This window comes from Variovorax stachyos, assembly GCF_051400855.1.
Classification (GTDB): Bacteria; Pseudomonadota; Gammaproteobacteria; order Burkholderiales; family Burkholderiaceae_C; genus Variovorax.
In genome coordinates, this window is record NZ_JBLFFN010000051.1 from 1 (window position 1) to 1,245 (window position 1,245).

The following is a 1,245-nucleotide window of genomic DNA, read 5'->3' on the forward strand; positions in this document are numbered from 1 at the left end:
GCCTGTTCCCGTGCCCGGCTGCACAGGCGTCTGTGGCACCGGCTCGGCGCCGATCACGCCACCGCCCGTGTTGCTCAGCATGGGTGCGGTCACCGTCAAGCCGACACCGCTGGTCTGGCGCATCGTGCCGCCGCGGTTGTCGATGTCGCTGCCGCTCGCAAGCTGCAGGCTCTGCGCTTCCAAGGTGCCGCCGGCATTGCCCAGCGTGCCCGGCGTGGCGATCCTGAGTTCGCCACCGGCGCTGATGCGCCCGCTGTTGGCGAGGCTCTGGGCCGCGATATTGGCGCCGCGCGCGGCCTGGATCGTCCCGATGTTCTCCAGCCTCCCGGCCGCGGTGATGACGAACTCGCCCGGCCCGGAGAGCGGGCCCGAACCGTCCGCGGCCATGATGGTGCCGGCATTGCGCGCCCCCACGCCATGCTCCGTGCCGATGAGGCTGATCTTGCCGGCGTACATGCCGCCGAGATGGGCGACATCGAGGGCGAAGACGGGCGTCGTGCCCGTGCCGGCGGTCGCGCTGACCTGCGCCTGGTCGGCCGAGACCTCGTTGGCCCCGGTCACCACCTTGAGCTCGTTGGCCCAGAGCCCCGCATTGACCTGGATGGCGCGCGCCAGGATCGCCGTGTAGTCGGTGCTTCTCGCATCGAGCCCCGCGCCGTCGATGCTGACGGTGCCGCCGCGCACCACGTAGCCGTCCAGCCCGCCGAACGCATTGAGCTGCGGCGTGCCCGTGGTCAGGGTCGCGCGGCTGGCGTTGATGAAGGTGGCGCCATCCACGGCGATGCCCGCCGGGTTGGCCACGATGACCTCGGCGCGCTGGCCGCCCACCTCGATGGCGCCGCGCAGCTGCGTGGGGTTGCCGCTCGTGATCTCGTTGAGGATGATGCGCGCCGGCGCGTTGGCCAGCCACGGATTGCCCTGCACCCAGCCGCCCAGTTGGGTCTGCACATCGGTGCGGCTGTTGTTGAGGATGACGCCGCGCGGCTGGACGTCGAACTGGTTGTAGAGATTGCGCGAGACGCCGGCCCCAGAAGGCGTCTGGATGTTGACCAGGGGCACGCCGTTGGGTGCCACCAGCACGGTGGGCCTGAGGCCCGGCGCCGCGCCGGGGGCGCCGACGATCTGGGCCGGCACGGGCGAAGCCGCCAGAAGCCCGGTCAGTGCCGTTGCCAGCACGGCCGACGTCGCCCCGGTGGCCTTGCCCGCGCTCCTGGCCGTCTCCTGCACCACCATGCGCATGCCGCG

The 1,245-nt window shown here is 71.8% G+C and carries 1 protein-coding gene; it reads right to left on the reverse strand.

The annotated features are described in order from the left end of the window. The coding region (locus ACMGEZ_RS29645; protein ID WP_436825854.1) for a two-partner secretion domain-containing protein at nt 1-1,245 on the reverse strand (1,245 nt) is incomplete at both ends.